22 protein-coding genes are annotated in these 23045 nt (G+C 52.3%); 15 read left to right on the top strand and 7 right to left on the bottom strand.

The window, feature by feature from the left end:
• Positions 1-110 precede the first annotated feature (110 nt).
• Positions 111-1067, top strand: a complete 957-nt coding sequence (locus tag ACJHXA_RS11350; protein ID WP_001355621.1) for a VirK/YbjX family protein — start codon at positions 111-113, stop codon at positions 1065-1067.
• On the opposite strand, the gene ACJHXA_RS11345 is transcribed toward ACJHXA_RS11350, so the two are convergent.
• Positions 1064-2722: an ATP-dependent endonuclease gene (locus ACJHXA_RS11345; protein ID WP_000599806.1), complete on the bottom strand. Its 1659-nt coding sequence runs from the start codon at positions 2720-2722 to the stop codon at positions 1064-1066. The genes ACJHXA_RS11350 and ACJHXA_RS11345 overlap by 4 nt on opposite strands.
• A gap of 425 nt (positions 2723-3147) precedes the next feature.
• Between ACJHXA_RS11345 and aqpZ the strand changes: the two genes are divergently transcribed.
• The 8 genes from aqpZ to ACJHXA_RS11305 all read left to right on the top strand — a co-directional run bounded on the left by aqpZ (position 3148) and on the right by ACJHXA_RS11305 (position 13455).
• Positions 3148-3843, top strand: coding sequence for an aquaporin Z (aqpZ, locus tag ACJHXA_RS11340; RefSeq protein WP_001297311.1), 696 nt, complete (start codon positions 3148-3150; stop codon positions 3841-3843).
• A 494-nt stretch (positions 3844-4337) separates the two neighbouring features.
• The gene (gene lysO / locus ACJHXA_RS11335; RefSeq protein ID WP_000491142.1) at positions 4338-5237 is read left to right on the top strand and encodes an L-lysine exporter LysO; all 900 of its coding nucleotides are present in this window, start codon (positions 4338-4340) and stop codon (positions 5235-5237) included.
• 143 nt (positions 5238-5380) lie between these two features.
• Positions 5381-7033 (top strand): hydroxylamine reductase, encoded by a 1653-nt coding sequence (gene hcp, locus ACJHXA_RS11330; protein WP_000458817.1) that lies wholly within the window; start codon positions 5381-5383, stop codon positions 7031-7033.
• An 11-nt stretch (positions 7034-7044) separates the two neighbouring features.
• A complete protein-coding gene (hcr, locus tag ACJHXA_RS11325; RefSeq protein WP_000178677.1) occupies positions 7045-8013 on the top strand; it encodes an NADH oxidoreductase in 969 nt (322 codons plus the stop codon).
• 132 nt (positions 8014-8145) lie between these two features.
• Positions 8146-9864, top strand: coding sequence for a ubiquinone-dependent pyruvate dehydrogenase (poxB, locus tag ACJHXA_RS11320; protein ID WP_000815350.1), 1719 nt, complete (start codon positions 8146-8148; stop codon positions 9862-9864).
• A gap of 36 nt (positions 9865-9900) precedes the next feature.
• Complete coding sequence (ltaE, locus tag ACJHXA_RS11315) at positions 9901-10902, top strand: low-specificity L-threonine aldolase (protein ID WP_000566372.1); 1002 nt, start codon at positions 9901-9903, stop codon at positions 10900-10902.
• A 10-nt stretch (positions 10903-10912) separates the two neighbouring features.
• Entirely contained in the window at positions 10913-12343 is a 1431-nt protein-coding gene (locus tag ACJHXA_RS11310; RefSeq protein ID WP_001136554.1) for an SDR family oxidoreductase, read from the top strand.
• 98 nt (positions 12344-12441) lie between these two features.
• Complete coding sequence (locus tag ACJHXA_RS11305) at positions 12442-13455, top strand: NAD-dependent epimerase/dehydratase family protein (protein ID WP_001338420.1); 1014 nt, start codon at positions 12442-12444, stop codon at positions 13453-13455.
• Here ACJHXA_RS11305 and amiD read toward each other — a convergent pair.
• Positions 13452-14282, bottom strand: a complete 831-nt coding sequence (gene amiD, locus ACJHXA_RS11300) for an N-acetylmuramoyl-L-alanine amidase AmiD (protein WP_001255144.1) — start codon at positions 14280-14282, stop codon at positions 13452-13454. The two genes, ACJHXA_RS11305 and amiD, sit on opposite strands and share 4 nt — an antisense overlap.
• On the bottom strand, positions 14279-14602 hold the full coding sequence (locus ACJHXA_RS11295) for a heavy metal-binding domain-containing protein (RefSeq protein WP_001160737.1): 324 nt from the start codon (positions 14600-14602) through the stop codon (positions 14279-14281). The genes amiD and ACJHXA_RS11295 overlap by 4 nt, the downstream gene beginning before the upstream one ends.
• Before the next feature lie 125 nt (positions 14603-14727).
• On the opposite strand from ACJHXA_RS11295, the gene ACJHXA_RS11290 reads away from it, so the two are divergent.
• The 6 genes from ACJHXA_RS11290 to artJ all read left to right on the top strand — a co-directional run bounded on the left by ACJHXA_RS11290 (position 14728) and on the right by artJ (position 19352).
• Positions 14728-15243: a lipoprotein gene (locus ACJHXA_RS11290; RefSeq protein ID WP_001270740.1), complete on the top strand. Its 516-nt coding sequence runs from the start codon at positions 14728-14730 to the stop codon at positions 15241-15243.
• Between the two features lie 217 nt (positions 15244-15460).
• Positions 15461-16189, top strand: a complete 729-nt coding sequence (gene artP, locus ACJHXA_RS11285) for an arginine ABC transporter ATP-binding protein ArtP (protein WP_000027205.1) — start codon at positions 15461-15463, stop codon at positions 16187-16189.
• Between the two features lie 17 nt (positions 16190-16206).
• Positions 16207-16938 carry an arginine ABC transporter substrate-binding protein ArtI gene (gene artI, locus ACJHXA_RS11280; protein WP_000756569.1) on the top strand — a complete coding sequence of 244 codons (732 nt, stop codon included), beginning with the start codon at positions 16207-16209 and terminating at the stop codon, positions 16936-16938.
• A 6-nt stretch (positions 16939-16944) separates the two neighbouring features.
• Positions 16945-17661, top strand: coding sequence for an arginine ABC transporter permease ArtQ (artQ, locus tag ACJHXA_RS11275; RefSeq protein ID WP_001001691.1), 717 nt, complete (start codon positions 16945-16947; stop codon positions 17659-17661).
• The gene (gene artM / locus ACJHXA_RS11270) at positions 17661-18329 is read left to right on the top strand and encodes an arginine ABC transporter permease ArtM (protein ID WP_000464491.1); all 669 of its coding nucleotides are present in this window, start codon (positions 17661-17663) and stop codon (positions 18327-18329) included. Before artQ ends, artM begins: the two co-directional genes overlap by 1 nt.
• Before the next feature lie 291 nt (positions 18330-18620).
• On the top strand, positions 18621-19352 hold the full coding sequence (gene artJ / locus ACJHXA_RS11265; RefSeq protein ID WP_001295905.1) for an arginine ABC transporter substrate-binding protein ArtJ: 732 nt from the start codon (positions 18621-18623) through the stop codon (positions 19350-19352).
• A 174-nt stretch (positions 19353-19526) separates the two neighbouring features.
• Here artJ and rlmC read toward each other — a convergent pair whose 3' ends face one another.
• Genes rlmC through potH form a run of 4 tightly spaced genes read right to left on the bottom strand, consistent with a single transcriptional unit; the run spans position 19527 to position 23038 of the window.
• Positions 19527-20654 carry a 23S rRNA (uracil(747)-C(5))-methyltransferase RlmC gene (gene rlmC / locus ACJHXA_RS11260; protein ID WP_001149733.1) on the bottom strand — a complete coding sequence of 376 codons (1128 nt, stop codon included), beginning with the start codon at positions 20652-20654 and terminating at the stop codon, positions 19527-19529.
• 40 nt (positions 20655-20694) lie between these two features.
• The gene (locus ACJHXA_RS11255; RefSeq protein ID WP_000389260.1) at positions 20695-21183 is read right to left on the bottom strand and encodes a YbjO family protein; all 489 of its coding nucleotides are present in this window, start codon (positions 21181-21183) and stop codon (positions 20695-20697) included.
• 59 nt (positions 21184-21242) lie between these two features.
• Positions 21243-22088, bottom strand: a complete 846-nt coding sequence (gene potI, locus ACJHXA_RS11250) for a putrescine ABC transporter permease PotI (protein WP_001061657.1) — start codon at positions 22086-22088, stop codon at positions 21243-21245.
• Positions 22085-23038: a putrescine ABC transporter permease PotH gene (gene potH / locus ACJHXA_RS11245; protein ID WP_000105430.1), complete on the bottom strand. Its 954-nt coding sequence runs from the start codon at positions 23036-23038 to the stop codon at positions 22085-22087. Before potH ends, potI begins: the two co-directional genes overlap by 4 nt.
• Positions 23039-23045 lie beyond the last annotated feature (7 nt).

The raw sequence follows: 23045 nt of genomic DNA, 5'->3' as shown, positions 1-23045 counted from the left end.
CTTCAACGAAATATCAACAAAACCCTAAAATTTACGTTAGTAATCACACTATTGATGTTTGGTTAAGATACGCAATGGTGAAATCGACGTCATGTATAACCATTGATTTCATGAATATGTCGCAGCTAACTGAACGGACCTTTACGCCATCTGAATCTCTCAGCAGCCTGTCACTTTTTCTTAGTCTGGCACGTGGACAGTGTCGGCCGGGTAAATTCTGGCATCGCCGTAGTTTTCGCCAGAAATTTTTGCTGCGCTCGTTGATTATGCCGCGTTTAAGCGTTGAGTGGATGAACGAACTTTCCCACTGGCCTAATCTCAATGTGTTGTTAACGCGCCAACCGCGACTGCCTGTGCGTCTGCATCGCCCTTACCTTGCGGCGAATCTTAGCCGTAAGCAATTGCTGGAGGCGTTACGTTACCATTATGCGTTACTCCGCGGATGTATGTCGGCGGAAGAATTCAGCTTATATTTGAATACCCCCGGGCTGCAACTGGCGAAGCTGGAAGGCAAAAACGGCGAGCAGTTCACGCTTGAGCTGACCATGATGATCTCAATGGATAAAGAAGGTGACAGCACAATCCTGTTTCGCAACAGCGAAGGTATTCCTCTGGCAGAGATCACGTTTACCCTGTGTGAATATCAGGGGAAAAGAACGATGTTTATTGGCGGACTGCAAGGCGCAAAATGGGAAATTCCACATCAGGAAATCCAGAATGCGACGAAAGCCTGCCACGGGCTATTTCCCAAACGCCTCGTGATGGAAGCGGCCTGTCTGTTTGCCCAACGTTTGCAGGTAGAGCAGATTATTGCCGTCAGCAATGAAACGCATATTTACCGCAGCCTGCGTTATCGTGATAAAGAAGGCAAGATCCATGCCGATTACAACGCTTTCTGGGAATCGGTTGGCGGCGTATGTGATGCTGAACGCCATTACCGCCTTCCAGCACAGATAGCACGAAAAGAGATTGCCGAAATCGCCAGTAAAAAACGGGCTGAATACCGTCGGCGCTATGAGATGCTCGACGCTATTCAGCCACAAATGGCCACGATGTTTCGCGGTTAATCCGCGCGACCGCGCGCCAGCCACAGCACGCGTGAGAACATTTTTTTCAGCAGCGTCGGTACGGAGTCCACACCACGACGTCCGGCCTCCATTGCCACTTCAATGGCAAGATCGGGTTTGGAAGAGCGATGGATCGCTTTCGAGATAATTTTGCGCAGATTCATCGGTACATTTTCCGGGATTTGCGCCACGCGGTGGAACACATCGGAAAATCCCTGGCGATACATAAAATGTTCCATATCCAGCGCCGGTAACGCCGTTAAATGTTCTCGTTCGGCTTCCCGATCGTTATTCAACAGGCTGCGTACCGTAGCGGCATATTTCTTCCCTGCTTCATCGCCATCGACCAGTACATGCCATTCAATCCCCATTCGGCGGGCAAATTTAACCAGTGGCTTTAGCCCGGACTGGGCAAACTCAATGACCTTGATCCCTTCGGCATCAAAATGATGTCCGCACTGACGCGCCAGTTCATTGATAACCCAGGTTTCCGTTTCCCCTTCCACCAGCAACCAGCAGCGAGCAAACAGCGATGACGGACGGTTAAAACGAATGTGAAAGGATATGCGTCGGCTATCTTCGGTACTCAAGCCACTCGGCCCCAGACGCCAGGCGGCAACGCGCGAGGACTCACGTACCAGTCGGCAAACATGCTCTACCGGCGTTAACGAAAGCAACTCACCCGAGTTGGTGGTGGCAATGCGCTGCAATGGCAGAAGATTCAACAGATGCCAGGCAACTGAAAGCATAATGGGGTGTAAACGGGTTTCTGGATCTTCGATCAGCAACAATGGACGCGCGTCTTTATCCAGTCTCAATGTGCCTTTTGCCTGCAATAAAGTAGCAAACAGGCCGAGCAAAATAACCCGATACGAGCGCCCTCCAGGTCGGTCAATCATCCGGTTGATGATGTCCAGATAGCGCCAGCTTCGTTGCTCATTGCTGGCCCGCCGCCGCATTAAACGATATCGCGCCTGTCCGGCCCCCTGCTCAGAGAAATAATGCTCAAGCAACTGCACCATTGCGGAAAGTCCCTGACGAATCTGTCCATCAGAGAGATTTTGCGGATGTGAGGACAACTCACGGGCGAGGAAATCGAGCTGGCGCGCGGTGACTTCCACATTGGGAACATTTGGCACCGTGCCGTTACGAATACGGCGCATAAAACGGGCATCACGCAAGCGCAGCACCGGCATTAAACGCACCAGATGGCGTGCCTGATCGTTAATATCCTCGACATCAATCGGATGTCCGTCTTTATCGAGAAAACTGCGCAGTGTCATCACGCTGCCGTCTTCCGCACTCTCCCCTTCCAGACGATAAAAAATACGGTGATAGCCATCGGTGCATGGCGTCCAGCACGCTTCCAGCGGCCGATAACGGCGAACCCGATGTCGGCCTGGCAGCGATTCGCGGAAGGTCAAAATAATATGCAGATGATGTTCTCGCCCGTTGATATCTCCCGGCGGGAACCAGAAATCGTCGCGCTCAAAATGGTAGAGATCTGATTCTGGCGATAGCAGCAGGGTTAAGGCGTCCAGCAAGCTGGATTTACCCCACGCGTTCTCCCCAATCAGGACGTTGTTTTGTTCGAGCATCAACGACAAACGGTTGATACCGCGAAAACCCACAATTTCAACGCGCTCAAGAATCATATCCCCTCCAGAAATATGTGACTTATCCTTTACGCTGGCAGTATAACGGGAAAGGCCTTGCTAATACGTGATGACATCACATTTAAGCATGGCAAATGTCTGAAAAATGAGCGAATAATCGCGTTATACTCCCTCTTGCTGATAAGTCTGCAAAAACAACAAAATCAAATAATTAGCATGATAAATTATTTTTTATTACGCCTAAAGGATTAAATCTTTTGCTTGCACTACACTGTCAATCAGACAAATGACTATATGGGGCAACCCGCTGTTGCCCTAAATCAAATTTACTGGATTTATTTATCTGGTGAATGACTCGCCTTCGTTTTTAAAATAGCCGCGCATTATTTCCGTCGTCACTTTTTTACGACGACCCTATAAAACGACCATATTTTTCACAGGGTCAATTTTTAATTGAGGTGGATATGTTCAGAAAATTAGCAGCTGAATGTTTTGGTACTTTCTGGCTTGTTTTTGGTGGCTGTGGTAGTGCTGTACTGGCCGCAGGCTTCCCGGAATTAGGCATTGGTTTTGCCGGCGTGGCGTTGGCGTTCGGTCTGACCGTTCTGACGATGGCCTTTGCTGTTGGTCATATTTCTGGTGGTCATTTTAACCCGGCGGTCACTATTGGTTTATGGGCTGGCGGACGTTTTCCGGCAAAAGAAGTCGTTGGCTACGTAATTGCCCAGGTTGTCGGCGGTATTGTTGCAGCGGCGCTGCTGTATTTAATTGCCAGTGGTAAAACGGGTTTTGACGCGGCAGCCAGCGGTTTTGCTTCTAACGGTTATGGCGAGCATTCACCAGGCGGTTATTCCATGCTTTCCGCGCTGGTAGTTGAACTGGTATTGAGTGCAGGTTTCCTGTTGGTGATCCACGGCACAACCGACAAATTCGCGCCGGCAGGTTTTGCGCCGATCGCTATTGGTCTGGCCTTAACCCTGATTCACTTAATTAGTATTCCGGTGACTAACACTTCTGTTAACCCGGCGCGCAGCACCGCGGTTGCTATCTTCCAGGGCGGCTGGGCATTAGAACAACTGTGGTTCTTCTGGGTGGTGCCAATTGTCGGCGGCATTATCGGTGGTCTGATTTACCGGACCCTGCTGGAAAAGCGTGATTAATTAACGCAGAAGGCCTGGCGTAATGTCAGGCCTTTTTTTAAGATGTTGTTATATGTTGATTCATCATCTTGTTGCGCTCCTTTCATGAGCTAAGCCACATATTGCCACTGGCGCAAGGAGCGCGCAGGGGGCGGCCAATCGCCGCCGCCCCCTGCACCCCCGGGCTCTGGCGAACAAAATCGCCGCTGCGCGGTGCCCTCGACTTATCCCTTACGGCTACCGGGTCGGGCGCGAGGTAACATCCCTGTAAAACGCGCCCTCAGCCCACATCCATGTGGGCTGCCCCGGCCTTCAGGGAACGCCTCGGCGATTTTGACGCCACCAACATCGGTGCAGTTTGTAATTAAAGCGCAAGAATATCTTTAAATGAAAACGAATACTCTACTGCTCCTTATGCATAACATTTCCTTTTAATTGCAACTTTACTCGTCCTTCCGCTTTCAGTAGTGTGTCATCGCGCATTTCGACTTCATCTTTGCAAGGACTGGGTTTTCATGTTTTCTGGGCTGTTAATCATTCTGGTTCCCCTGATTGTGGGTTACCTCATTCCGCTTCGCCAACAAGCTGCGTTAAAAGTTATTAATCAGCTATTAAGCTGGATGGTTTACCTTATTCTCTTTTTTATGGGTATCAGTCTGGCGTTTCTCGATAACCTCGCCAGTAACCTGTTGGCGATTCTGCATTATTCTGCCGTCAGTATTACCGTTATTTTACTGTGTAATATTGCCGCCCTGATGTGGCTGGAGCGAGGCCTGCCGTGGCGCAACCACCATCAGCAAGAAAAACTCCCGTCGCGTATTGCGATGGCGCTGGAGTCGCTAAAACTGTGCGGCGTAGTAGTGATTGGTTTTGCCATTGGTCTGAGTGGACTGGCTTTCTTACAACACGCGACCGAAGCCAGTGAATACACGTTAATTTTGCTACTTTTCCTCGTTGGTATTCAGTTGCGCAATAATGGCATGACCTTAAAGCAGATTGTCCTTAATCGCCGGGGAATGATTGTCGCCGTGGTGGTGGTTGTCAGTTCATTAATTGGTGGTTTAATTAACGCCTTTATTCTTGATCTCCCCATCAATACCGCGCTGGCAATGGCCTCCGGTTTCGGCTGGTATTCTCTTTCCGGTATTTTATTGACCGAATCTTTTGGTCCGGTAATCGGGAGCGCGGCGTTTTTTAATGATCTGGCCCGTGAACTGATTGCTATTATGTTGATCCCTGGGCTGATTCGCCGCAGCCGCTCTACTGCACTGGGCTTATGCGGTGCCACATCAATGGATTTCACCCTGCCCGTTCTTCAACGTACTGGCGGGCTGGATATGGTCCCGGCGGCAATTGTTCACGGTTTTATTCTTAGCCTGTTAGTGCCGATCCTCATCGCCTTTTTCTCTGCGTAATACCTCTCTGGCGGTAGATCCCTGCCGCCAAAATTGCGCTAAATCAATCTCCCTTAAAGTTGCATGAAAAATCCCTTTTATCCCCGCGTTAAGCGTCTTAACCTTAAACATGTATATTAAATATAACTTTAAAAGGTGTGATCATGTTTTGTGTGCAATGTGAACAAACTATCCGTACTCCGGCAGGAAACGGCTGCTCATACGCGCAGGGGATGTGTGGTAAAACGGCGGAAACTTCTGACCTTCAGGATTTACTCATCGCGGCGCTGCAAGGGCTTTCTGCCTGGGCGGTAAAAGCGCGTGAATACGGCATCATCAACCACGATGTTGACAGCTTCGCGCCACGTGCCTTTTTCTCAACCCTGACCAACGTTAACTTCGATTCTCCGCGTATTGTCGGCTACGCTCGTGAAGCGATTGCCCTGCGCGAGGCGCTGAAAGCGCAATGCCTGGCTGTAGATGCCAACGCGCGCGTCGATAACCCGATGGCTGACCTGCAACTGGTGAGCGACGATCTCGGCGAGCTGCAACGTCAGGCAGCAGAATTTACCCCTAACAAAGATAAAGCGGCGATTGGCGAAAACATTCTCGGCCTGCGTCTGCTGTGCCTGTATGGCCTGAAAGGTGCAGCGGCCTATATGGAACACGCGCATGTTCTCGGTCAATACGACAACGATATTTATGCCCAGTATCATAAAATCATGGCGTGGCTGGGGACCTGGCCTGCCGATATGAACGCGCTTCTTGAGTGTTCAATGGAAATCGGCCAGATGAACTTCAAAGTGATGAGCATTCTGGATGCAGGCGAAACCGGTAAATACGGTCACCCGACGCCAACCCAGGTCAACGTCAAAGCGACGGCGGGTAAATGCATCCTGATTTCCGGTCACGATCTCAAAGATCTCTACAACCTGCTGGAACAGACCGAAGGCACGGGCGTTAATGTTTACACCCACGGCGAAATGCTGCCTGCGCATGGCTACCCGGAGCTGCGTAAATTCAAGCATCTGGTCGGTAACTACGGCAGCGGCTGGCAGAATCAGCAAGTGGAGTTCGCTCGTTTCCCTGGCCCCATCGTGATGACCTCGAACTGCATCATCGACCCAACCGTAGGCGCTTATGACGATCGTATCTGGACCCGCAGCATCGTTGGCTGGCCGGGTGTGCGTCATCTGGATGGCGAAGATTTTTCTGCGGTCATCGCCCAGGCGCAACAAATGGCGGGCTTCCCGTACAGCGAAATTCCGCACCTGATCACCGTGGGCTTTGGCCGCCAGACGCTGCTTGGCGCAGCGGATACGCTGATTGATCTGGTGAGCCGTGAAAAACTGCGTCATATCTTCCTGCTTGGTGGCTGTGACGGCGCACGCGGCGAGCGCCACTACTTCACCGATTTCGCCACCAGCGTGCCGGATGACTGCCTGATCCTGACCCTCGCCTGTGGTAAATATCGCTTTAACAAACTTGAGTTTGGCGATATCGAAGGTCTGCCGCGTCTGGTAGATGCAGGTCAATGTAACGATGCTTACTCAGCGATTATTCTGGCTGTCACTCTGGCAGAGAAACTGGGCTGCGGTGTCAACGATCTGCCGCTGTCGCTGGTGCTCTCCTGGTTTGAACAGAAAGCGATCGTCATTCTGCTGACGCTGCTTTCTCTGGGCGTGAAAAATATCGTCACCGGCCCGACTGCACCTGGTTTCCTGACACCAGACCTGCTGGCGGTGCTGAACGAGAAATTTGGCCTGCGTTCTATCACCACTGTTGAAGAAGACATGAAGCAACTGTTGAGCGCGTAAGGAGTTTGTCGATGACGATGCCAACGAATCAATGCCCGTGGCGGATGCAGGTTCATCACATTACGCAAGAAACGCCGGATGTGTGGACGATTTCCCTGATTTGCCACGATTACTACCCATATCGCGCCGGGCAATATGCACTGGTCAGCGTGCGAAACTCAGCGGAAACGCTGCGTGCTTACACCATTTCCTCCACGCCAGGCGTGAGTGAATATATCACCCTGACCGTGCGGCGGATTGATGACGGTGTCGGCTCCCAGTGGCTGACGCGCGATGTAAAACGCGGTGATTATCTCTGGCTTTCGGACGCGATGGGGGAATTTACCTGCGACGATAAAGCAGAAGATAAATTCCTGTTGCTGGCGGCAGGCTGCGGCGTCACGCCGATTATGTCGATGCGTCGCTGGCTTGCGAAGAACCGTCCACAGGCCGATGTGCGGGTGATCTACAACGTGCGTACGCCGCAGGATGTTATTTTCGCCGATGAGTGGCGTAACTATCCGGTAACGCTGGTGGCAGAAAATAACGTTACCGAAGGCTTTATCGCTGGTCGTCTCACTCGCGAACTGCTGGCAGGTGTACCTGACTTAGCTTCACGTACCGTGATGACCTGCGGCCCGGCTCCGTATATGGATTGGGTAGAGCAGGAAGTGAAAGCGCTCGGCGTGACGCGTTTCTTTAAAGAGAAATTCTTCACCCCAGTAGCAGAAGCGGCGACCAGCGGTCTGAAATTCACCAAACTGCAACCGGCACGAGAATTTTACGCCCCGGTTGGCACCACGCTACTGGAGGCGCTGGAAAGCAATAACGTTCCGGTTGTCGCTGCCTGCCGTGCGGGTGTTTGCGGCTGCTGTAAGACAAAAGTGGTTTCCGGTGAATATACGGTGAGCAGTACAATGACGCTGACCGACGCCGAAATCGCTGAAGGTTACGTACTGGCCTGCTCCTGCCATCCGCAGGGGGATTTGGTTCTCGCATAATCGCCTTATGCCCGATGATATTCCTTTCATCGGGCTATTTAACCGTTAGTGCCTCCTTTCTCTCCCATCCCTTCCCCCTCCGTCAGATGAACTAAACTTGTTACCGTTATCACATTCAGGAGATGGAGAACCATGAAACAAACGGTTGCAGCTTATATCGCCAAAACACTCGAATCGGCAGGGGTGAAACGCATCTGGGGAGTCACAGGCGACTCTCTGAACGGTCTTAGTGACAGTCTTAATCGCATGGGCACCATCGAGTGGATGTCCACCCGCCACGAAGAAGTGGCGGCCTTTGCCGCTGGCGCTGAAGCACAACTTAGCGGAGAACTGGCGGTCTGTGCCGGATCGTGCGGCCCCGGCAACCTGCACTTAATCAACGGCCTGTTCGATTGCCACCGCAATCACGTTCCGGTACTGGCGATTGCCGCTCATATTCCCTCCAGCGAAATTGGCAGCGGCTATTTCCAGGAAACCCACCCACAAGAGCTATTCCGCGAATGTAGTCACTATTGCGAGCTGGTTTCCAGCCCGGAGCAGATTCCACAAGTACTGGCGATTGCCATGCGCAAAGCGGTGCTTAACCGTGGCGTTTCGGTTGTCGTGTTACCAGGCGACGTGGCGTTAAAACCTGCGCCAGAAGGGGCAACCACGCACTGGTATCATGCGCCACAACCAATCGTGACGCCGGAAGAAGAAGAGTTACGCAAACTGGCGCAACTGCTGCGTTATTCCAGCAATATCGCCCTGATGTGTGGCAGCGGCTGCGCGGGGGCGCATAAAGAGTTAGTTGAGTTTGCCGGGAAAATTAAAGCGCCTATTGTTCATGCCCTGCGCGGTAAAGAACATGTCGAATACGATAATCCGTATGATGTTGGAATGACCGGGTTAATCGGCTTCTCGTCAGGTTTCCATACCATGATGAACGCCGACACGTTAGTGCTACTCGGTACTCAGTTCCCCTACCGTGCGTTCTACCCGACCGATGCCAAAATTATTCAGATTGATATCAATCCAGCCAGCATCGGCGCGCATAGCAAGGTAGATATGGCGCTGGTCGGCGATATCAAATCAACCCTGCGCGCATTGCTGCCACTGGTGGAAGAAAAAACCGATCGCAAGTTTCTGGATAAAGCGCTGGAAGATTACCGCGATGCCCGCAAAGGGCTGGACGATTTAGCTAAACCGAGCGAGAAAGCCATTCACCCGCAATATCTGGCGCAGCAAATTAGTCATTTTGCCGCCGATGACGCCATCTTTACCTGTGACGTCGGCACGCCAACGGTATGGGCGGCACGTTATCTGAAAATGAACGGCAAGCGTCGCCTGTTAGGTTCGTTTAACCACGGTTCGATGGCTAACGCCATGCCGCAGGCGCTGGGTGCGCAGGCGACAGAGCCAGAACGTCAGGTGGTCGCCATGTGCGGCGATGGCGGTTTTAGCATGTTGATGGGCGATTTCCTCTCAGTAGTGCAGATGAAACTGCCAGTGAAAATTGTCGTCTTTAACAACAGCGTGCTGGGCTTTGTGGCGATGGAGATGAAAGCTGGTGGCTATTTGACTGACGGCACCGAACTACACGACACAAACTTTGCCCGCATTGCCGAAGCGTGCGGCATTACGGGTATCCGTGTAGAAAAAGCGTCTGAAGTTGATGAAGCCCTGCAACGCGCCTTCTCTATCGACGGTCCGGTGTTGGTGGATGTGGTGGTCGCCAAAGAAGAGTTAGCCATTCCACCGCAGATCAAACTCGAACAGGCCAAAGGTTTTAGCCTGTATATGTTGCGCGCAATTATCAGCGGACGCGGCGATGAAGTGATCGAACTGGCGAAAACGAACTGGCTAAGGTAAAAAGGGTGGCATTTCCCGTCATAATAAGGACATGCCATGATTGATTTACGCAGTGATACCGTTACCCGACCGAGCCGCGCCATGCTCGAAGCGATGATGGCCGCCCCGGTTGGGGACGACGTTTACGGAGACGACCCTACCGTTAATGCTCTGCAGGACTATGCAGCAGAGCTTTCCGGTAAAGAAGCCGCCATTTTTCTGCCTACCGGCACTCAGGCCAACCTGGTCGCTCTGCTCAGTCACTGCGAACGTGGCGAAGAGTATATTGTCGGTCAGGCCGCGCATAACTATCTGTTTGAAGCCGGTGGCGCAGCGGTGCTGGGCAGTATTCAGCCGCAACCCATCGACGCGGCTGCCGACGGCACGCTACCGCTGGATAAAGTGGCGATGAAAATCAAACCCGACGATATCCATTTCGCCCGCACCAAATTACTCAGTCTGGAAAACACCCACAACGGCAAAGTGCTGCCGCGTGAATACCTGAAAGAAGCATGGGAATTTACCCGCGAGCGCAATCTGGCGCTGCATGTTGACGGTGCGCGCATCTTTAATGCCGTGGTGGCTTACGGCTGCGAACTGAAAGAGATCACGCAATATTGTGATTCGTTCACCATTTGCCTGTCGAAAGGTCTTGGGACGCCAGTCGGTTCATTACTCGTCGGTAATCGTGATTACATTAAACGTGCCATCCGCTGGCGGAAAATGGCCGGTGGCGGGATGCGTCAGTCCGGGATTCTGGCTGCCGCCGGGATGTATGCCCTGAAAAATAACGTCGCACGGTTGCAGGAAGATCACGACAACGCCGCCTGGATGGCGGAGCAACTGCGTGAAGCAGGCGCGGATGTGATGCGTCAGGACACTAATATGCTGTTTGTTCGCGTCGGGGAAGAAAATGCTGCCGCGTTAGGCGAATACATGAAAGCGAGAAACGTGCTGATTAACGCCTCGCCGATTGTCCGCCTGGTGACGCATCTTGACGTCTCGCGCGAACAACTGGCGGAAGTCGCCGCCCACTGGCGCGCATTCCTGGCGCGTTAAGGAGAGAGACGTGCCGCAACGCATTTTAGTTCTCGGTGCCAGTGGCTACATTGGTCAGCATCTGGTGCGCACACTCAGCCAGCAAGGGCATCAGATCCTGGCGGCGGCACGTCATGTCGACAGGCTTGCAAAGCTGCAACTGGCAAACGTCAGTTGCCATAAAGTCGATCTCAGCTGGCCGGATAACCTTCCGGCCCTGTTGCAGGATATCGATACCGTCTATTTTCTGGTGCACAGCATGGGCGAAGGCGGCGATTTTATCGCTCAGGAGCGCCAGGTGGCTCTCAACGTCCGCGATGCGCTACGTGAAGTACCAGTTAAGCAATTAATCTTTCTCAGTTCGTTGCAGGCCCCGCCACATGAGCAGTCGGATCATCTGCGTGCTCGTCAGGCTACGGCGGACATTCTTCGTGAAGCGAATGTACCTGTGACCGAACTTCGGGCCGGAATTATCGTTGGCGCAGGTTCAGCGGCGTTCGAAGTCATGCGCGATATGGTCTACAACCTGCCAGTGTTAACGCCGCCACGCTGGGTACGTTCACGCACCACGCCCATCGCGCTGGAAAACTTGCTGCACTATCTGGTGGCGTTGTTAGATCATCCGGCCAGCGAACACCGCATCTTCGAAGCCGCCGGACCAGAGGTGCTCAGTTATCAGCAACAGTTTGAACATTTTATGGCGGTGAGCGGTAAGCGCCGCTGGTTGATCCCCATCCCCCTCCCCACCCGCTGGATTTCGGTGTGGTTTCTCAATGTGATTACTTCCGTACCGCCCACCACCGCCAGGGCGTTGATTCAGGGGCTGAAACACGATCTGCTGGCGGATGATACCGCGCTACGTGCACTCATCCCACAACGGCTGATCGCTTTCGATGACGCGGTACGTAGCACGTTGAAAGAGGAGGAAAAACTGGTCAACTCCAGCGACTGGGGCTACGACGCTCAGGCCTTTGCCCGCTGGCGACCGGAGTACGGTTATTTTGCCAAACAGGCGGGGTTTACCGTTAAAACGTCCGCCAGCCTTGCTGCTTTATGGCAGGTAGTGAACCAAATCGGCGGTAAAGAGCGTTATTTCTTTGGCAATATTTTGTGGCAGACACGGGCGTTGATGGACCGCGCGATCGGTCATAAGCTGGCGAAAGGCCGCCCGGAGCGCGAATATTTACAGACTGGCGATGCGGTAGATAGCTGGAAAGTGATTGTCGTTGAACCGGAAAAACAACTTACGTTGTTATTTGGCATGAAAGCGCCGGGGCTGGGACGACTGTGTTTTAGCCTGGAAGATAAAGGCGACTATCGTACTATCGATGTCCGCGCTTTCTGGCATCCGCACGGTATGCCGGGGCTGTTTTACTGGTTATTGATGATCCCCGCGCATCTGTTTATTTTTCGCGGAATGGCAAAACAAATCGCCAGACTGGCAGAACAAAGCACAGATTAATCGACAAAACCTGCGTTATTCTTTCATGTTTCCCATTGCATCATGGGGGAAATCACGGAAGAATGCGCACGTTATTTTCTCAACAACAGTGGATTGATATGAAGGTACTGGTTACCGGCGCCACCAGCGGCTTAGGTCGAAACGCGGTAGAGTTTTTATGCCAGAAAGGCATCAGCGTGCGAGCGACCGGTCGCAACGAGGCAATGGGCAAATTGCTGGAAAAAATGGGCGCAGAGTTTGTTCCGGCGGATCTGACCGAGCTGGTTTCATCACAAGCTAAAGTGATGCTCGCGGGCATTGATACGCTGTGGCACTGCTCCAGCTTTACCTCACCCTGGGGGACACAACAGGCTTTCGATCTGGCTAACGTTCGCGCCACTCGCCGCCTGGGTGAATGGGCTGTCGCCTGGGGTGTGCGTAACTTTATTCATATCTCTTCCCCCTCCCTGTACTTCGATTATCACCACCATCGCGATATTAAAGAAGATTTTCGCCCTCACCGCTTCGCCAACGAGTTTGCCCGCAGCAAAGCAGCCAGCGAAGAAGTGATCAATATGCTTTCGCAGGCGAATCCACAAACGCGCTTTACTATTCTGCGCCCACAAAGTCTGTTCGGACCGCACGATAAAGTCTTTATTCCCCGTCTGGCGCATATGATGCACCACTACGGCAGTATTCTGTTACCGCATGGCGGCAGTGCGCTGGTCGATATGACCTACTATGAAAATGCCGTGCACGCCATGTGGCTGGCAAGCCAGGAAGCCTGCGATAAGCTACCTTCCGGGCGTGTGTACAACATCACCAACGGCGAGCATCGCACACTGCGCAGCATCGTGCAGAAGCTGATCGACGAGTTGAATATTGACTGTCGTATTCGTTCCGTCCCCTACCCGATGCTGGATATGATCGCCCGCAGCATGGAGCGTTTAGGCCGCAAGTCAGCAAAAGAGCCGCCGCTGACCCACTACGGCGTCTCCAAGTTGAATTTTGACTTTACGCTGGATATTACGCGTGCGCAGGAAGAGTTAGGTTATCAGCCGGTCATCACCCTGGATGAAGGTATCGAGAAAACTGCCGCCTGGCTACGCGACCACGGAAAACTGCCGCGCTAATCCTGCCCGTATTTTTCCAGCAATGCTTCGGCAATCGCCTGAGTTTCTGCATCCGCTTCGCCGTTATATAACGTCGGGCGGAAATGCATCTGGAATGCCATAATCACGCGCCGCTGCTCGCGCGGTGTCATATCAGGTTTAACGTCATAACCGTAGCGCGCCAAAAGCTCCAGCAATGACGCGGTATCTACCGGTGTGTGCGGCGCGCGCCCGGCAAGGTAAAAGTTAACCCGCTGCGCATCCGGCCAGGCACCAATCCCCTGCTGCGCCAGTTGCTGCCAGGGAAATAATGGCCCCGGATCGTCTTTGCGCTGCGGTGCGATATCCGCATGTGCCACTACGTTTTCCGGCTTGATGTGATAACGGGCAATAATATCTTTCGCCAGTGGAATAAGCGCCTGAATCTGTGCCGGTTCAAACGGGGCAAAATATTTCACTCCGGCCGATTTTTGCCAGCCACGGTTTTCCAGCTCAATGCCAATAGAGGTGTCGTTAAGGCGCGTTGCCCCGCGCCAGGCGCTAATCCCCGCATGCCAGGCCAGTTCTTGTTCCGGCACCAGTTGCCAGATGCGCGGTTTACCGTTGTATCGCGGTGGTACCGCAGGGACCAGATAATGCGAGCTGACCTGCTTATCGGTCAGTGTCGCCAGCGAGCTATCAAAATCATCTGCGGTGTAGTGGATCACCAGCACTTTAATGCGCGGATACGCCGCCTGCGCCTGGCGTCGGGTATCAAGCTGATATCCCTCTTTCTCGACAATGCCTTTTTCGCCTGCACACCCTGCCAGTAACAGAGCGGCGGCAATCAGCCAGAAGACTCTTCTCATCGACGCGTTTTCACCGCCGTACCGCTGACGCTAACCATCAGCATACTGCCGTTTTGCCCAACCGTTTCGTAGTCGATATCAATACCGACTACGGCATCGGCCCCCAGCGCCCGCGCCTGGGAGCCGAGCTCCTCAAAGGCGATCTCCCGCGCTTTACGTAATTCTTTTTCGTAGGCACCGGAGCGTCCGCCAACGATATCGCGGATACCAGCAAAGAAATCACGGAAAATATTGGCACCTAAAATCGCTTCGCCGGTCACCACACCGCAATATTCAACGATGGTCTGGCCTTCCAGAGTTGGGGTTGTAGAAAATTGCATGATCGATCTCCTTGTTTGCTAAGCCTTCGATCTCAAAAGCATTATCAGACTGATACGCTATTATTGAAAGGATATCATTATTATCGTAGAACGCTTTCAGAGCGATCGCTTATAAGGAAATCATTATGCGCTACAGCAAATTGACAATGCTTATCCCCTGCGCACTGCTCCTCAGTGCCTGCACCACAGTCACTCCAGCTTATAAAGATAACGGCACACGCAGTGGTCCTTGCGTTGAAGGAGGCCCGGATAACGTGGCCCAGCAATTTTATGACTACCGCATTTTGCACCGCAGCAACGACATCACCGCCTTGCGCCCTTATCTGAGCGACAAACTGGCGACACTGCTTAGCGATGCCTCCCGGGATAATAACCATCGGGAACTACTGACCAACGATCCATTCTCCAGTCGCACAACCTTGCCAGAGAGCGCCCGTGTTGCCAGTGCCTCAACAATCCCGAATCGTGATGCGCGAAATATTCCTCTGCGTGTGGATCTAAAACAGGGTGATCAGAGCTGGCAGGATGAAGTGTTAATGATTCAGGAAGGCCAGTGTTGGGTGATCGACGATGTACGCTATTTAGGCGGCAGCGTTCATGCCACGGCGGGTACGCTCCGTCAGTCCATCGAGAATCGCTAACGCCTTGATCAACCAATAAACCCCGTAAATTGTCCGGCATTTCGTGAGGAATGCCGACATTTATGCTCGCCGACCACCGCCCCCGTTATTTTGTGCTATGTTTATTGAATAATGCGCTTTGCTTTTAACTTTTAAAGCAGAAATATTGCATAATTATTCTGTCAAAGGTACTATCTTCGACCTCAATAGCTATCAGACTGCCAGTATACGAGTGTCAATGAGTATTCAATTAAACGGCATTAATTGCTTCTACGGCGCGCATCAGGCGCTGTTCGATATCACGCTGGATTGCCCACAGGGCGAAACGCTGGTGTTACTTGGCCCCAGCGGCGCGGGTAAAAGCTCGCTGCTGCGTGTACTCAATCTGCTTGAGATGCCGCGCTCCGGTACGCTCAACATTGCAGGCAACCATTTCGATTTCACCAAAACACCCTCTGACAAAGCGATTCGCGATTTGCGTCGTAACGTTGGCATGGTGTTTCAGCAATACAACCTGTGGCCGCATCTGACCGTGCAGCAAAACCTGATTGAAGCGCCCTGCCGTGTACTGGGGTTGAGTAAAGATCAGGCGCTGGCCCGTGCAGAAAAACTGCTGGAACGTCTGCGTCTCAAACCTTATAGCGATCGTTACCCGCTGCATCTTTCTGGTGGTCAGCAGCAGCGTGTTGCTATTGCCCGTGCGTTGATGATGGAACCGCAGGTACTGCTGTTCGATGAACCGACCGCCGCACTGGACCCGGAAATTACGGCACAAATCGTCAGCATCATTCGTGAGCTGGCAGAAACGAATATTACCCAGGTGATCGTCACCCACGAAGTTGAAGTGGCGCGTAAAACCGCCAGCCGAGTGGTGTATATGGAAAATGGTCATATCGTAGAACAAGGCGACGCGAGCTGCTTTACCGAGCCGCAAACCGAAGCATTTAAAAACTATCTCTCTCACTAAGATTCGGGATAACAACAATGAAAAAAGTTCTGATTGCCGCGTTAATTGCAGGTTTTAGTCTTTCCGCCACAGCTGCCGAAACCATTCGTTTTGCTACCGAAGCCTCCTATCCTCCGTTTGAATCGATTGATGCAAACAACCAGATCGTTGGTTTTGACGTCGACCTGGCACAGGCACTGTGTAAAGAGATTGATGCAACCTGTACTTTCTCTAACCAGGCGTTTGACAGCCTGATCCCAAGCCTGAAATTCCGTCGCGTAGAAGCAGTGATGGCGGGCATGGATATCACTCCGGAGCGTGAAAAGCAGGTACTGTTTACCACCCCGTACTATGACAACTCTGCCCTGTTTGTGGGTCAGCAAGGCAAATACACCAGTGTTGATCAGCTGAAAGGCAAAAAAGTCGGCGTTCAGAACGGGACGACACACCAGAAATTCATTATGGATAAGCACCCGGAAATCACTACCGTTCCGTATGACAGCTACCAGAACGCAAAACTGGATCTGCAAAACGGGCGTATCGACGGCGTCTTCGGTGACACCGCAGTGGTCACTGAGTGGCTGAAAGATAACCCGAAACTGGCGGCGGTGGGCGACAAAGTGACCGATAAAGATTACTTCGGCACTGGCCTCGGCATCGCGGTACGTCAGGGCAACACTGAGCTGCAGCAGAAACTCAACACTGCGCTGGAAAAAGTGAAGAAAGATGGCACTTACGAAACCATCTACAACAAATGGTTCCAGAAGTAATTCCTGATGAATGAATTTTTTCCTTTAGCAAGCGCCGCCGGGATGACCGTCGGCCTTGCCGTTTGTGCATTGATTGTCGGGCTGGCGCTGGCGATGTTCTTTGCGGTATGGGAGTCGGCAAAATGGCGTCCTGTCGCGTGGGCAGGTTCAGCGCTGGTAACCATTCTGCGTGGCCTGCCAGAAATTCTGGTGGTGCTGTTTATCTATTTTGGCTCCTCGCAGCTGCTGCTGACGCTTTCGGATGGCTTCACTATCAATCTTGGGTTCGTGCAGATCCCAGTGCAGATGGACATTGAGAACTTCGACGTTAGCCCGTTCCTTTGTGGTGTCATCGCTCTGTCACTGCTGTATGCCGCCTATGCCTCGCAAACGCTTCGGGGCGCGTTGAAAGCGGTGCCGGTGGGTCAGTGGGAGTCTGGTCAGGCGCTGGGGCTGTCGAAATCGGCTATCTTTTTCCGTCTGGTGATGCCGCAGATGTGGCGTCATGCGCTGCCTGGCCTCGGTAACCAGTGGCTGGTGCTGCTGAAAGATACCGCGCTGGTCAGTTTGATTAGTGTGAATGATTTAATGCTGCAAACAAAAAGCATCGCTACTCGTACCCAGGAACCATTTACCTGGTACATTGTGGCGGCGGCGATTTACCTGGTGATCACCCTGCTCAGTCAGTACATTCTCAAACGCATTGACCTGCGCGCGACACGTTTTGAGCGGAGGCCCAGCTAATGTTTGAGTATTTACCCGAACTGATGAAAGGGCTACACACCAGCCTGACGCTAACCGTTGCCTCGCTGATTGTGGCACTGATTCTGGCATTGATTTTTACCATCATCCTGACGCTGAAAACGCCGGTGCTGGTGTGGCTGGTGCGGGGTTATATCACGCTGTTTACCGGTACGCCGCTGCTGGTGCAGATCTTCCTGATTTATTACGGGCCGGGCCAGTTTCCGACTTTGCAGGAGTATCCGGCACTGTGGCATTTGTTGTCAGAACCGTGGTTATGTGCGCTGATTGCGTTATCGCTGAACAGTGCGGCGTATACCACGCAGCTGTTTTACGGTGCAATTCGTGCGATCCCAGAAGGTCAGTGGCAGTCCTGTAGCGCCCTGGGAATGAGCAAAAAAGATACGCTGGCGATCCTGCTGCCGTATGCCTTTAAACGCTCGCTCTCTTCTTATTCCAACGAAGTGGTGCTGGTGTTCAAAAGTACCTCTCTGGCTTACACCATTACGCTGATGGAAGTGATGGGATACAGCCAGTTGTTGTACGGACGCACCTACGATGTAATGGTGTTCGGTGCGGCAGGGATTATTTACCTGGTCGTCAACGGCCTGCTGACGCTGATGATGCGTCTGATCGAGCGCAAAGCACTGGCATTCGAACGGCGGAATTAATGTAGCTGCGTACATTCGCCGGGGGGGTTTGTAGGTCTGATAAGACGCGCCAGCGTCGCATCAGACATCAGCACGGTGCCTGTGCCGGATGCGGCGTGGACGCCTTATCCGGCCTACATAGTGCATAAATTCTTATAATGAAGACGGACAACTCACTAAGTTATCCGTCTTTTTTTATTTCATTTAAATTATTTAATCATATTTATTGCATATAAATTCACTTGATGGCATTGTTATCCCATGCCGCAGACACGGCCAAAAATCATAAGATTGACAGACGGGAGTTCCATCATGAAAAAGTTAGTTCTTGCCGCTTTACTTGCTTCCTTTACTTTCGGTGCTTCTGCCGCAGAGAAAATCAATTTTGGCGTTTCAGCCACCTATCCACCCTTTGAATCTATAGGTGCTAATAATGAGATTGTCGGCTTTGATATCGATCTGGCAAAAGCCTTGTGCAAACAAATGCAGGCAGAATGTACTTTTACTAATCACGCGTTCGACAGCCTGATCCCGTCACTGAAATTCAGAAAATATGACGCCGTAATCTCCGGTATGGATATCACGCCCGAGCGTAGCAAGCAGGTATCGTTTACCACGCCCTACTATGAAAACTCAGCCGTCGTGATTGCCAAAAAAGATACCTACAAAACGTTTGCCGATCTGAAAGGCAAACGTATTGGGATGGAAAACGGCACCACGCACCAGAAATATATTCAGGATCAGCACCCCGAAGTGAAAACTGTCTCCTATGACAGTTATCAGAATGCCTTTATCGATCTGAAAAATGGTCGTATTGATGGGGTATTTGGTGACACAGCGGTGGTAAACGAATGGCTGAAAACCAATCCGCAACTGGGCGTTGCGACTGAAAAAGTGACCGATCCGCAATACTTCGGCACCGGCCTGGGTATCGCTGTACGTCCGGATAACAAAGCTCTGCTGGAAAAACTGAATAATGCGCTGGCAGCAATTAAAGCTGACGGTACATATCAGAAAATCAATGACCAGTGGTTCCCGCAGTAATTGAGACTGATGACAAAAGTAAGATTGCCTGATGCGCTGCGCTTATCTGGCCCACATCAACTCTGCAATGTATTGATTTAGCATGATTTTGTAGGCCGGATAAGGCGTACACGCCGCATCCGGCATGAACAAAGCGCACCTGATCAGCAATCTGAAGCCGCACCTGCGGCTTTTTTATTGCTTCACCAGCAGCGTCATCACTTCATAGTGCGCGGTGTGCGGGAACATATCAAAAAGCTGTACCCGTTCGATGCGGTAACCTGGCAGTTCGCGGATATCTTTCGCCATGGTTTGGGCGTTACAGCTGGAGTAGATAATAAAACGCGGTGCCATCGTTGAGAGATAATCACATAGCGGTTTACCAATGCCGCGGCGCGGCGGATTAACCAGCACCAGCTCCGGCACCTCCCCCTGAGCGGTGGCAAACTGAGTGGAGTCCAGCGCCTGAAATTGCAAACGCGTTAAGCCCAGTTCAGCGGCTGACTGCTTTGCACAGGCAATGGCCTCTGATGCAATTTCGATCCCGGTTAACTGCATGTCAGGCGTCGCGCAGTGTAAACCAAAGCCACCCACACCGCAGAACAGATCCCACATATGTTTAACTGGCAGCTGCCGTACCCAGTCGCGCGCGGTAGCGTACAGCTGGCTGGCGACCGCCGGATTAGTCTGGAAGAAACTTTGCGGACGGATCCACAGCGGTACGTCATTAAAACGCTCTGCCAGCGCCTGTTGTTCAGTAAGGTAGATCTCCGTCTCCCCTTCCATAATCGCCATATGTACCGGCTGAATATTGACGGTAATAACTTTCAGTTGCGGTAGTTGTTCCTGTAACCACGGCAGCGCCTTACGCAGTTGTGCCAGTTTGGTTTCAGAACGCAGTACAAAGCGCAGCATCATGCCGCCATCGCTCTGGCTTTCAGTCAGCAGAATGTATTTCAGTTCGCCACGCTTACGCGCCACGTTGTAGGGTGTCAGCCCCGCACGGGCGATAAACGGTTTTAGCGCCGCAAAAACGGGCGCAAATGAGGCAGGATAAAGCGGGCAGTCACAAAGGTCTTCTGGTGTGCCGTCGCGATGCAGCATACCGAGCAGTGGTTTTTCAACGCTACCACTCACCACCATTTTGGCTTTATTACGAAACCCTTGTTCCGGGCCTGACACCGGCGCGCACCATTCCTCAACCGGAAAATCGGCGAGCAGATTTTTAAGATCGGCGGTTTTAGCGGAGAGTTGCTCTGGAATCGGCTGCGTTATCCACTGACAGGAACGACAGCGACCCGCGTCGTAAAGTGCGCACTGCATACATTGACCTTCACATCATCAGGGGCGACGATTATACACATTATTGCAACTGGAAGAACCGCCGACTGGTCGAGGGAACGAACAGCAGCATCAGGATGAGCATATCCGGCAGCTTCTGCAGCATCAGGCTATGGAAGATTTCACGTTTTGATTCACCGGGAATGCTGAACAGCTCCGGATAACCGTACCCCAGCGAAGCCGCCCACAAGTAACTTGCGGCGGTGATTTGTGTCAGCAGATATAGCCAGCGCGCCCAGCGACGCCCTTTCACCAGTGAAAACGCACACCAGATCTCAATGAAAACCAGCACCAGACTGCTTAAAAAGACCAGCGTTAAACTCCAGGTTTGTACGCTGCGATGAATGAACTCGCCAATACCGCGCACGCCCAGCGTATTGAAAATCATCAGCACGTCGAGGCCACGGATCATAATAATGGCGAGCGCCGCCACCTGCACCAGCGCAGGCACATTCAGGCGAGCATGAGATGAAGATGTTTTCTTAAAAAATCCCAACGTTTCGTCTTCCATGAAAACAATGCCGCGGCATGCGCGGCATTATGTAGCCAGGTTGGCAAATTTTAGTGTCTTCAGCCATGTCTTGCACGCTGGATATCGCGTATCCGCTGTTTTTCTGCGCGAGCCATCAGATACCAGGCGATAAATCCGACAATTCCGACCGCACCGAGAATTAACGTTGCAAGGGCGTTGATTTCCGGATTCACCCCCATCCGCACGCTGGAAAAGACCAGCATCGGTAACGTGGTGGCTCCCGGCCCGGAAACAAAGCTGGCGATCACCAGATCATCAAGCGACAAAGTAAAAGCCAGTAACCAGCCAGAAATGATCGCGGGCATGATCATCGGTAGCGTAATGACGAAAAACACTTTCAGCGGCGTCGCACCGAGATCCATCGCTGCTTCTTCTATCGAGCGATCCAGTTCCCGCAATCTTGAAGAAATAACGACCGCCACATAAGCCGTACAAAAAGTGACATGCGCCAGCCAGATGGTGAGCATACCGCGGTCCGCAGGCCAGCCAATGGCATGAGCAAGCGCGACGAATAATAACAACAGCGACAAGCCCGTGATGACATCTGGCATCACCAGCGGCGCGGTGATCATAAAGGCAAAGCCATTTGATCCGCGAAACCTGCCAAAGCGCACCAGCACCACCGCCGCAATAGTCCCGAGGATCGCCGCCGCCGTTGCCGCACAGGCAGCAATTGTCAGGCTTAAACCAACCGCACTCATCATCGCGTCATCGCGCAATAACTCACCATACCAGCGCGTTGACCAGCCGGCCCACACCGTCACCAGCTTCGAGCTGTTAAACGAATAGATAACCAGCATCAGCATTGGCGCGTAGAGAAAGGTAAAGCCCAGCAGCAAAATCACAATCCGCCAGGGTGAACGAACTACCGGTAAATTATTCATCCGTGTTCTCCCACGCTTTTTTGCTGGTGTTTGTGGAACCACATTATCGGCACAATTAGCAGCAGCAACATGATGATCGCTACCGCCGAGGCCACCGGCCAGTCGCGGTTATTGAAAAACTCTTGCCATAGCACGCGCCCGATCATGATGCTGTCCGGGCCACCGAGCAGTTCCGGGATCACAAACTCGCCCACAGCCGGGATAAACACCAGCATCGATCCGGCAATAATCCCACCTTTAGTCAGCGGCACGATCACAGTAAAGAACGTTTTCAGCGGTCGTGCACCGAGATCCAGCGCTGCTTCCACCAGCGAATAATCAATACGAATCAACGCGGTATAAATCGGCAGTACCATAAACGGCACGTAAGCGTAAACAATGCCGATATAAACGGCCAGATTGGTATGCAGAATGGTCAGCGGCTGGTCTATAACCCCCAGCCACAGCAGAAAATTATTCAGCACACCGTTGTTTTTTAATATTCCCATCCAGGCATAAACGCGGATCAGAAACGAGGTCCACGACGGCAGGATCACCAGTAGTAATAAAATATTACGGGTCGAAGGCTTACTGTGCGCCACCGCCCACGCCAGCGGATAGCCGATCAGTAAACAGCAAAATGTCGAAATCGCAGCCACCTGTAGCGACTGGAGATAAGCATCGAAATAGAGCGGATCGTCGGTCAGTTGCAGAAAATTACCGAGATTAAGAGTGATGGACAGTTGCCCGTCAGCCCACTCCATCAGTTCGGTATAAGGTGGAATAGCGCGCGCCATCTCCGCCAGGCTTATTTTAAAGACAATCAGAAATGGCAGCAGAAACAGCAAGATCAACCAGATATATGGCAACGCAATGACCAGTTTGCGCCCATGCTTCATTTGCAGCTGCGACAACCACAGCTTAAATCCGCCCGGCGGTTTCGACTGGGCAGCAGGTTCAAGTGTACTCATCTTTGCT

Source organism: Escherichia sp. WS33 (assembly GCF_046486385.1).
Classification (GTDB): domain Bacteria; phylum Pseudomonadota; class Gammaproteobacteria; order Enterobacterales; family Enterobacteriaceae; genus ECMA0423.
This window is presented reverse-complemented; position numbering and strand designations above follow the sequence as displayed.

What these genes read in the sequence shown, in the direction of transcription:
- hcr (WP_000178677.1), top strand. Translation starts at nt 7,045, where the DNA reads ATGACGATGCCAACGAATCAATGCCCGTGGCGGATGCAGGTTCATCAC.
- hcp (WP_000458817.1), top strand. Translation starts at nt 5,381, where the DNA reads ATGTTTTGTGTGCAATGTGAACAAACTATCCGTACTCCGGCAGGAAAC.
- ACJHXA_RS11295 (WP_001160737.1), bottom strand. Translation starts at nt 14,602, where the DNA reads ATGCAATTTTCTACAACCCCAACTCTGGAAGGCCAGACCATCGTTGAA.
- potI (WP_001061657.1), bottom strand. Translation starts at nt 22,088, where the DNA reads ATGAATAATTTACCGGTAGTTCGTTCACCCTGGCGGATTGTGATTTTG.
- aqpZ (WP_001297311.1), top strand. Translation starts at nt 3,148, where the DNA reads ATGTTCAGAAAATTAGCAGCTGAATGTTTTGGTACTTTCTGGCTTGTT.
- amiD (WP_001255144.1), bottom strand. Translation starts at nt 14,282, where the DNA reads ATGAGAAGAGTCTTCTGGCTGATTGCCGCCGCTCTGTTACTGGCAGGG.
- ACJHXA_RS11350 (WP_001355621.1), top strand. Translation starts at nt 111, where the DNA reads ATGAATATGTCGCAGCTAACTGAACGGACCTTTACGCCATCTGAATCT.
- artM (WP_000464491.1), top strand. Translation starts at nt 17,661, where the DNA reads ATGTTTGAGTATTTACCCGAACTGATGAAAGGGCTACACACCAGCCTG.
- artI (WP_000756569.1), top strand. Translation starts at nt 16,207, where the DNA reads ATGAAAAAAGTTCTGATTGCCGCGTTAATTGCAGGTTTTAGTCTTTCC.
- artJ (WP_001295905.1), top strand. Translation starts at nt 18,621, where the DNA reads ATGAAAAAGTTAGTTCTTGCCGCTTTACTTGCTTCCTTTACTTTCGGT.
- ACJHXA_RS11290 (WP_001270740.1), top strand. Translation starts at nt 14,728, where the DNA reads ATGCGCTACAGCAAATTGACAATGCTTATCCCCTGCGCACTGCTCCTC.
- ltaE (WP_000566372.1), top strand. Translation starts at nt 9,901, where the DNA reads ATGATTGATTTACGCAGTGATACCGTTACCCGACCGAGCCGCGCCATG.
- lysO (WP_000491142.1), top strand. Translation starts at nt 4,338, where the DNA reads ATGTTTTCTGGGCTGTTAATCATTCTGGTTCCCCTGATTGTGGGTTAC.
- ACJHXA_RS11255 (WP_000389260.1), bottom strand. Translation starts at nt 21,183, where the DNA reads ATGGAAGACGAAACGTTGGGATTTTTTAAGAAAACATCTTCATCTCAT.
- ACJHXA_RS11305 (WP_001338420.1), top strand. Translation starts at nt 12,442, where the DNA reads ATGAAGGTACTGGTTACCGGCGCCACCAGCGGCTTAGGTCGAAACGCG.
- rlmC (WP_001149733.1), bottom strand. Translation starts at nt 20,654, where the DNA reads ATGCAGTGCGCACTTTACGACGCGGGTCGCTGTCGTTCCTGTCAGTGG.
- artP (WP_000027205.1), top strand. Translation starts at nt 15,461, where the DNA reads ATGAGTATTCAATTAAACGGCATTAATTGCTTCTACGGCGCGCATCAG.
- potH (WP_000105430.1), bottom strand. Translation starts at nt 23,038, where the DNA reads ATGAGTACACTTGAACCTGCTGCCCAGTCGAAACCGCCGGGCGGATTT.
- poxB (WP_000815350.1), top strand. Translation starts at nt 8,146, where the DNA reads ATGAAACAAACGGTTGCAGCTTATATCGCCAAAACACTCGAATCGGCA.
- artQ (WP_001001691.1), top strand. Translation starts at nt 16,945, where the DNA reads ATGAATGAATTTTTTCCTTTAGCAAGCGCCGCCGGGATGACCGTCGGC.
- ACJHXA_RS11345 (WP_000599806.1), bottom strand. Translation starts at nt 2,722, where the DNA reads ATGATTCTTGAGCGCGTTGAAATTGTGGGTTTTCGCGGTATCAACCGT.